We start from the raw sequence: 8,613 nt of genomic DNA, 5'->3' as shown, positions 1-8,613 counted from the left end.
GCCGCCACCGCGATCAACCTCATCCGCCTCGACGCCTGGCTCACCGACACACCACTCGGCAAGACACGAATCTCGCACCTCGCCGCACTCGACCTGGCAGCCTGATCACCCAGCCCGGTTTGCGAATTTCCCAACGGAGTCCTTCAGTCCCGAGTACAAGCTGCGGATCGTGGCCGAGTACGACGCCGCGCCCGAGGGCGAGAAGGGTGCGGTTCTGCGCCGTGAGCGCCTGTACCACTCGCACGTCACCGAGTGGCGAGCCGCGCGCGATGCCGGGGCCCTGGACAACCTGGTCGACCGCCGCACGAGCCCGGCCCGCCCGAAGAAGTCCGCCGCCGAGGTCGAGAACGAGAAGCTGCGTCGGCAGGTGGAACGGCTGGAGAAGGAGCTCGCCCGGAACAAGGCCGCGCCGGAGGTCCTGGGAAAAGCGTCGGCGCTCTTGGAAATGATCTCCGAGGGCGCGGACTGAAGCACGCCGCCGACCCGGTCGTGGACGAGGCGTTCGCCGGCGTCGAACACGAGCTGGGCATCGCGGCCGCGTGTCGGCTGACCGGCCGGTCCCGGGCCACCCACTACCGCAGGCTGAAGCCGCCACCCGCCCGCGCGCCAAGAACACCTCGGGGTCAGCCGTCGGCTCTGACGGCCGAAGAGCGTGACGCCGTACTGGAGTTGATGAACAGCCCCGAGTACGCCGAGTTGCCGCCCGCACAGATCTGGGCCCGTGAGCTGGATACCGGGCGCTACCACTGCTCGGTCTCCACGATGTACCGGATCCTGCGCGAGCGGGGCCAGTCGGGCGAGCGTCGCCGCCAGGCCACCCACCCGGCCAAGACGGTGCCCGAACTGGTCGCCGACGGCCCCTCCCAGGTGTTCACCTGGGACATCACCAAGGCAGCCGGCCCCAGGAAGGGCATCTGGTACCACGCCTACGTCATCATCGACATCTTCAGCCGCTACATCGTCGGCCACACCGTCGAGGCGGCCGAGTCAGCCGAGCGGGCGGAGGAGTTGATCCGCGAGACCATCGCGCGCAACGGCATCGTCTCCGAGACCGTGCACGCCGACCGCGGCACCTCGATGACCTCCAAGAAGGTCTCCCAACTGCTGACCGATCTCGGCGTCACCCGGAGTCACTCGCGCCCCAAGGTCTCCAACGACAACCCCTACAGCGAGGCCCAGTTCAAGACCACCAAGTACATGTCCGACTACCCTGAGCGGTTCGATTCCCTGGCCCACGCCCGCGAATGGTTCGACGCCTTCATCTCGTACTACAACCACGAGCACAGGCACTCGGGTATCGGACTTCACACGCCCGCCAGCGTCCACTTCGGCACCGCCGAGGAGATCCGCGACCAGCGGGCCGTCACCCTCGCCGAGGCCTACGCACGGCACCCCGAACGCTTCGGCCGCCGCCCCAGACCACCCGAGATCCCGCAGACGGCGTGGATCAACGACCCGGCCAAACGCAGGCAACCCGCACCACAAACCTCATAGCGTCACGACCGTCTCACTGGACTTGAAATCTTCCGCAGTCCCAAGTCTGGTTTGGTGGCGAACTCGACGTCGTCTCCGATACCCGCGGATCGGCACCGTTCACGATTCGAGGTCCAGTCCTTCGGCAGGTACAGCTCGCGGTCGATCAGCGCCCGTCCCCGGCCGGAGCCGTACGCCAGGAACACCGCGACCTGGGAATTCTCGATCCGGCCCGCCGTTCCGGAATACTGGCGGGCCACACCAGCCGACTGGGTCCCCTTCTTCAGGAATCCGGTCTCGTCGAGGATGAGAATGCCGTGCTCGGGGTCCCCGAGTAGTTCTACGACGGCATCGCGCACGTCGTCGCGCACGGCGTCCGCGTCCCACAGGTACTGCTTCAGTAGCCGCTGCATCCCCTGGGGGCCGCTGTCGCCGGCGGCCTCGGCCAGGGTCCAGCCGTTCTTCCGCTCTGCTTCTCCGAGCAGTCCGCGCAGGTAGGACACCATCCGCCGCCGAGGCTCCACGCGCCCGAAGCGGCCCGCGAACCGCGCCACGAAGTCGCCAAATTCGTCTGACCATCCGTCAGTTATCTCTTCCAGCACAGACGGCTGAACGAGCCAACGCGCCACAGGTCACGGAGTGTCGTTGCAGTACTAGTTCCCGGACCGCGGCGGCCATTCGTAAGGGGGCAGCCTTCGGTGCAACGGGCGCCCGGTCCCCTCATGCGTCACTTCCTCATACGAGGCGAATCGGATCCTTCCGAAGGTAACCCGACCATCCCGGCACACGTCCACCCCCTCATTCGGGAAGGCAATCCATCCCGCTCCCTCCTGGGGACCTGACACCCAGGGGGTGACCACGCTGCGAACGTTGGTCTCGCCGGCGACCACAGTGCCCCGCTTCTTCTCGGGGTCGGTGATCTTCACGCCCGTTTCGGTGAAGGTGATGCGGCTCTTCTTCCCGTCCGGCCCTTCTGTCCAGTGTGTGGTCACGCTGTTCAGGTCGGCCCTGTCGGCCCAGACGGTCCCCCAGTCCCTTCCCTGGCCGTGGAACACGTTCAGCCCGGACGGCGGGAACTCGATCCACCCGTCGCTGTCGCTCGGCCCCTGCACCCACGCGGTCTTCACACCGTTCACGTCCGCCCTGTCGGCCCAGACGGTCCCCCGCCCCTGCTGCCCGTCCTTGTGTACGTCCACTCCGGATTGCGGGAAGTCGATCCATCCGTCGCTGGGGTTGCGGCCGTGCACAGCCCTGGTGTTCACACGGTCCACCTCGGCCTTCTCGGCCGAGAGGGTGCCCAGCTGCGTCGAGCCGCCCTGATGCACGTTCAGGCCCGATTGCGGGAAGTCGATCCATCCGTCGCTGGCGGTGCGGCCGTGCACAGCCCTGGTGTCCACGCGGTCCACGTCGACCCTGTCGGCCGTGACGGTTCCCAGGGCGCCGGCCCCATTGTGGATCTCCATCCCGGCCGCGGAGAAGGTGGCACGGCTCTTGCTCGGCGCCTGCTCGACCCACGGAGTGCGCGTCCCGCTGTCGAACTCGGGGACGAGTGCGTGGACCGTGGTGGTGAGGAAGTACCCGTGGTGTTGCTGCGCGGCGGTGGTCGTCCCGGCGATGAGGGTGTAGGTGGTGCCTCGCCTCGGCGCGGAGGGGGGTGACCAGGTGTAGGGTCGCTGGGTCACCCGCGGCCCCTGGACCGCCGACTGGACGAGCACCTCGTTCCCCTGCGGATCGCGGATCCAGTAGTCGAGGTTGTCCGGCCCCTCCCACTTCAGCACGACGTTCTGGCCCGCGTCCACATCCACCAGGGAGTCCTTCTCCGGGCGGAAGTTGCGTGGGATCTTCGGAGCCTGCTTCACCAGCCCGAGAGTGGTGATGAAGTTCGCCCGCCGAATGGGGAGGTTGCTGTCGCCGCCGCCGGAGCGCTCGTAGATCTTCAGGCGAACCAGCCCCGCCATGTCGGAAACCGGTATGTTCTCCAGTCTCAGGACCAGCGACTCCTCCTCAGGCAGGGTCAGCCTGCCCCCGGAGGGGTCATGCGCCCGGAAGCGGCCGAGGGTACTGTCCCAGTCGAAGGTCGGCTCCGGCTCCCGGTTGACCGTGTAGTCCTTTTCGATGCTCGCGCTGATCGCCGTGGGACTACCCGTCAGGTCGTTGGGGCCGCTGCCGACCGGTATCTCCACATCGATGAAATCCCACCGCACCTCGGACTGGTGGGTGTTGGAGACGATCACGTACACCGTTCCCACGGACGGCGCCCCGGGCTGCGACGCTTGGAGCGAGGTCGGGTCGGCGAGGATGGCGTAGTTCAGCAAGGACGGCACGATCAGGACTCCCTACTCCGGCGCTTCACACAATGCGGCAGAAGACGCGCAGTCGAGGCTCGGTGCTGCAGGTGCTGGGTCAGTGCGGTGGCAGCGGTTCAAGCGGACAGCCGACAGAGTCAGCGGTAGGCGTACGCCGCCGGTGACCGTCGGTACGGCTCGTTCGTCAGTCGTCGCGGCTCTTGGGAGCCGGTGCAGGTGCCATAAGGGCTCGACACCGGCTCCCGCCGGCACCTCAGCAGACGCTCATGAATTCATCGCCGCACTGCTGCCCCTTCCGCCTGTACGAACTCTTCAAGCGGCATCTCGACCGGCGTGTCATTTCCCAGGTCCGTGCTACCACTTGGGGTAGCACCAACAGAATCGTCCCGGCGGGCGGTCCAGGAACCACGATTCTGCATAACTGGCCCGAACAGAGCCCCCGGCGGCTGAAACCGAGGCCGGCCTGGAAACTCCCGCGCGATCGCGTCGATCATCTGGGGCCCAGCCACCGCCTGCGGCGACGCGATCGCGCTGGCCGGCGGCGCCTACCGCGGCACGGCACGATCATCCCGCACCGCCGCCGACCGGCGGGCACCTGCCGCCAGCCGAGTTACGAGACAGCCTCGAGCCAGGGGTGTCCCGTCGCATTGAGTCTGTCCGTGGATCTTGGGCTGAGCTGCGGGGCTGCCAGGTGGAGTGAGAAAACTCGACGCGGGATTCTCAGTGCGCCTGGCTTCTGCGGAATCCGGGGGCGGTCGGCTCGTCGCTGCCGGGGGAAGATCGGACGCGGGGTGTCACGGCGTCGAGAGGTCAGGTGCGGAGCAGGTCGGTCGAGACCGCCCAGAGACGCTCGGCGGCAGCGGGATCGAGCGCCCATTCCTTGACACCGTGCGGATGTTGCGCGAGGTCGGCGTCGTTCGGCACGGTGTAGGCCTCCTGCGACTCATCGAGGTAGTGGCCTCCGGAGTGGGCGAACTGCGAGGCGACGGCCGCGACCATGGTGGTGGCGGCTCCCTGCTGGACCGTTTTGTACGTGAAGACTCCGGCGGCCTCGGCCGCATCGAGTGACTGCCTCTGCTGCGCGGTGAAGTTCCGCTGCAGACCCGTTGCGACCCCGCCGGGGTTCACCGCATTGGCGACGATGCCGTCGGACGCCCACAGGCGGGTCGCCTCGACGGCGAACAGGGAGTTCGCCGTCTTCGACTGGGCGTAGGCGATCTGCGGGTCGTAGCTGCGCCGCTCGAAGTGGAGGTCGTCGAAGTCGATGCCGGAACGCATGTGCGCCGTCGAACTGACCGAGACGATCCGTGCCCCGTCGCGCTCGGACGCTCCGAGGGTCAGGGCGTCGTGCAGACCGATGGCGAGTGCGAGGTGGCCCAGGTGGTTCGTCGCGAACTGCAACTCCCAGCCCTCGCGGGTTCGTTCGAGGCCGCCGGTGACCACGCCCGCGTTGTTGACCAGCAGGTGAAGCGGGCCGCTCCACGCGTCGACGAACGATGTGACGGTGGCCCTGTCGGCGAGGTCCAGCCGGACGACTCGGGGGCGGATCCCTCCGGTCGAGCTCTCGATCGTTGCGGCGACGGCGTCACCCGCTGCCGTGTTCCGCACGGCGAGCGTCACCTGTGCCCCAGCTGCGGTCAACGTGCGGGCCGTTTCGATCCCGATTGTGCGACATCCCGCGAGTTCTCCTGAGCCCTGCTGAGTGCCCGAGGCCGTGGCCAGCGGCTTCTTCCCCCTTCGAGTGCTCTGCTCGGCAGTGACGTAACTTCGGGATTCCTGAAGCGTTCTCAGCTCGTGCGACCGATCTGCGGTCTGGTCGAAGGCGAGGAGGCGTGGGTTGTCGGCGCTGGCGGTAGTGCGGGACCTGCGCGAGTACCGGGATCCGGTCTCGGCGGAGGAGCTGGAACGGTTCGAGACGGACGTGCTGGCCGGCTTCGTGCTGGCGCGGGCCTCGGCCGGGCTGACGGACGGCACGATCCGCGGGGACGTTGGGCACCTGGAGCAGGTGAGGACCTGGTTCGGCCGCCCGCTGTGGGACATGGAGCCGGCCGACGCGGACACCTACTTCGGGCGGGTTCTGCGGGGCTCGCCCAGCGGCACCCGGCTGGCCCGCTCGCAGGCGCTGAGCACGTACTTCCTGTTCCTGGAGCTGCGGCACAAGGTCGAGATCCACCGGATGACCGGGCGGGTTGTCGAGTGCCCGATCGACGAGATGAACCGTCCGCGCGGCTCCAAGGACGCCCAGCTGCGGATCCCGCCGACCGCGCCGGAGGTCGGCCGGCTGTTCACCGGCTGGGGCGGCGAGCTGGCGACCTGCCGCAAGTTCGCCCCGACCGCGAGGAACTACACCGCCGCGAAGCTGATGTCGCAAGTCGGACTGCGGGTGAGCGAGGCGTGCGGCCTCGACCTGGGCGACATCAAGTGGCACCTGGGCCGGTTCGGCAAGCTCCACGTCCGCCTCGGCAAGGGCGTCCGCGGCTCCGGGCCGCGCGAGCGGATGGTGCCGCTGATCAACGGAGCGGACCGGACGCTGCGGTGGTTCATCGAGGACGTCTGGGGCCAGTTCGACGACGACCACACCCGCCCCGGCGCCCCGCTGTTCCCGTCCGAGCGCAGATGCGCCGACGGGTCCTCGCGCCGGGTCGGCGACGACGCCCTGCGGAACGGTCTGGCCGCCGCCGTCGCGGCTCATCTTCCCGTCTGGGCTGAGAAGTTGACGCCGCACGTCCTGCGGCACTTCTGCGCGTCCGAGCTCTACTCGGGCGGCCTGGACCTGCTCGCAATTCAGGAGGTTTTGGGACATTCCTGGATCGCCACGACGATGCGATACGTCCACGTCCAGCAGACGAGGGTGGAAGACGCCTGGCTCGCCGGGCAGCAACGGGCTGCGAAGCGACTGGAAGGACTGATGGGATGAAGTGGAACCTGCGGCTGACCGCCGCGAACAAGGGCATCTGGAAGGCATCCGAGCTGCAGCGGATGCTGGCCGAGCACGGGCTGGTCATCTCGGCCGGGAAGATGTCCGGCCTGTGGTCCGGCCAACCGGTCTCCCTCAAGCTGGAGGACCTGGACGTGATCTGCGTCGTGCTCGGCTGCGAGATCGGCGATCTGCTGCTGCCCGAGCCGGAGAAGGTCCCCCGTCCCGGGCAGCAGGAGACCGAGCAAGTCGCTGTCGCTGCGGTGGCGAGGCCGACGGTGGTTCCCCGTCGCCGTGATGGGCGCTCGCTCTCTCCGATGTGATGGCCTACGTTCTGCCGGCGCGCAGGTGCAGGCCGCCGACCAGTTGCCCGGACTGCTTCGGCTGGGGAGTGCTGCCCGGCCGCGCTTGTAGTGCGTGCCAGAGCTTCCGCCGCACCGAGGAGCCCACCGAGTGCAGTGGCTGCCACCGGGTGGTGCGGTTGAAGAAGGGCTACTGCCGGCTGTGCTGGCACCAGGCGAGCCAGGATGCCAAGGGTGAAGTCACTGTGTTGCAGCCCTACTTGGAGAAGGTGCGGCATCACCAGCTGTTCCTGATCAACCTCCACCGTCCGCGGTGTCCGGGCCCTCCGCGTGGTAAGCGCCGGGGACGGCCGCGGCTTCCCGACCCGGCCCCGGCACGTCCGCCGGCCTGCGGCTGGGTCCAACCGGCTCTGTTCGAGGCCCGTCGCGATTTCACCCGCTTCGACCGACGGGAGCACGTACGTCTCGACAACCCTTGGCTGGCCTGGGCCCGTCATACCGCCCACCGCCTCGGCGAGGCCCACGGCTGGCCCCGAGGCGTTCGCCTGGACGTCGATCGGGCCCTGGTCATCGTGCTGTCCGGTCACACCGGCGGCGACGTCGTCCGGCACTCCGAGATGTTCCCGGCGCTGCGGTCTCGTGGACTCAGTGTCGAACGCACGGCGGAGGTGCTAGGCCTCATCGGCGTGTTCCTCGACGACCGGCCGTCCTCCTTCGACCGCTGGCTGGAGTCCAAGCTCGACGGCCTCGCGGGTGGCATCCGGCGAGATGTCCAGGACTGGGCCCGGCTCCTGCACGACGGCGGCCCGCGGTCCCAGCCGCGGGACGTGGCAACCGTCTGGGGCTATCTCAACCGGCTGCGGCCGGTGCTGCTGGAGTGGTCCGGCCGCTACGACCACCTGCGTGAGGTCACCCGCGACGACGTTCTCGCCCACCTGGCCACCGTCCATGGCTCGAAGCGCAAGCACACCCTGGTCGCCCTGCGGTCCCTGTTCGCCCGGGCCAAGAAGAACGGCACGATCTTCAAGAACCCGACCAGCCGCATTCGGGTCGGCCAGCAGGAGAGCGGTGTCATCCAGCCGCTGGAAGCCGAGGACGTCCGGTCCTCCGTCGCCGCGGTGACCCGCCCGGCCGACCGGCTGATACTCGCCCTCGCGGCCATCCACGCCGCCCGGCCCGGCGCGATCCGCCGCCTCCAGCTCGACGACCTCGACATCGGCAACCGTCGGCTCGTCATCGACGGCCGCGTCCGCCCTCTGGACGAGCTCACCCTGCAACTCGCCCTCGCCTGGCTGGAGCACCGGCGACGACGCTGGCCCGACACCGCCAACCCGCACCTGCTGATCAACAAGCAGACCGCGCTGGAGACCGGGCCCATCAGCGGCGTCTCCGTTTCCGCCGCGCTTCGAGGCCAGAGGGCCACCCTGGAACGGCTCCGCGTCGACCGCCAGCTTGAAGAAGCCCTCGTCCACGGCCCCGACCCGCTCCACCTCGCAGAGGTGTTCGGCCTGGCGGAGAAGACCGCCATCCGCTACGCGGACTCCGCACGGGCGCTGTTGGGCCAGGACGCTGAACAGTGACTTCGGTGAAGTCCGCTCCACCGGGATTACGTCAT

General features: G+C 68.6%; 7 protein-coding genes and 1 pseudogene. 5 read left to right on the top strand and 3 right to left on the bottom strand.

Annotated elements, in window-relative coordinates:
• The first annotated feature begins 169 nt into the window (after positions 1 to 169).
• Both ACIRYZ_RS36795 and ACIRYZ_RS36790 read left to right on the top strand, forming a co-directional pair.
• The gene (locus tag ACIRYZ_RS36795) at positions 170 to 469 is read left to right on the top strand and encodes a hypothetical protein (protein WP_402952699.1); all 300 of its coding nucleotides are present in this window, start codon (positions 170 to 172) and stop codon (positions 467 to 469) included.
• Positions 470 to 489: 20 nt separating this feature from the next.
• The gene (locus ACIRYZ_RS36790; protein ID WP_402952697.1) at positions 490 to 1,494 is read left to right on the top strand and encodes an IS3 family transposase; all 1,005 of its coding nucleotides are present in this window, start codon (positions 490 to 492) and stop codon (positions 1,492 to 1,494) included.
• A 26-nt stretch (positions 1,495 to 1,520) separates the two neighbouring features.
• Here ACIRYZ_RS36790 and ACIRYZ_RS36785 read toward each other — a convergent pair.
• The 3 genes and pseudogenes from ACIRYZ_RS36785 to ACIRYZ_RS36775 all read right to left on the bottom strand — a co-directional run.
• Positions 1,521 to 2,063 (bottom strand): annotated as a pseudogene (locus ACIRYZ_RS36785) (IS701 family transposase); the annotation flags it as partial.
• A gap of 63 nt (positions 2,064 to 2,126) precedes the next feature.
• Complete coding sequence (locus ACIRYZ_RS36780; RefSeq protein WP_402952696.1) at positions 2,127 to 3,788, bottom strand: hypothetical protein; 1,662 nt, start codon at positions 3,786 to 3,788, stop codon at positions 2,127 to 2,129.
• Between the two features lie 801 nt (positions 3,789 to 4,589).
• Positions 4,590 to 5,501: an SDR family NAD(P)-dependent oxidoreductase gene (locus tag ACIRYZ_RS36775; protein ID WP_402952704.1), complete on the bottom strand. Its 912-nt coding sequence runs from the start codon at positions 5,499 to 5,501 to the stop codon at positions 4,590 to 4,592.
• A 115-nt stretch (positions 5,502 to 5,616) separates the two neighbouring features.
• On the opposite strand from ACIRYZ_RS36775, the gene ACIRYZ_RS36770 reads away from it, so the two are divergent.
• The 3 genes from ACIRYZ_RS36770 to ACIRYZ_RS36760 all read left to right on the top strand — a co-directional run bounded on the left by ACIRYZ_RS36770 (position 5,617) and on the right by ACIRYZ_RS36760 (position 8,578).
• Complete coding sequence (locus ACIRYZ_RS36770; protein WP_402952694.1) at positions 5,617 to 6,696, top strand: tyrosine-type recombinase/integrase; 1,080 nt, start codon at positions 5,617 to 5,619, stop codon at positions 6,694 to 6,696.
• Entirely contained in the window at positions 6,693 to 7,019 is a 327-nt protein-coding gene (locus tag ACIRYZ_RS36765) for a helix-turn-helix domain-containing protein (RefSeq protein WP_402952692.1), read from the top strand. The genes ACIRYZ_RS36770 and ACIRYZ_RS36765 overlap by 4 nt, the downstream gene beginning before the upstream one ends.
• 551 nt (positions 7,020 to 7,570) lie before the next feature.
• Complete coding sequence (locus tag ACIRYZ_RS36760) at positions 7,571 to 8,578, top strand: hypothetical protein (RefSeq protein ID WP_402952691.1); 1,008 nt, start codon at positions 7,571 to 7,573, stop codon at positions 8,576 to 8,578.
• Positions 8,579 to 8,613: the final 35 nt, after the last annotated feature.

The sequence above is a fragment of the Kitasatospora sp. NPDC101155 genome, from assembly GCF_044768305.1.
Classification (GTDB): domain Bacteria; phylum Actinomycetota; class Actinomycetes; order Streptomycetales; family Streptomycetaceae; genus Kitasatospora.
The sequence above is the reverse complement of the archived record's forward strand: the minus strand, read 5'-3'. Positions and strand labels throughout refer to the sequence as shown.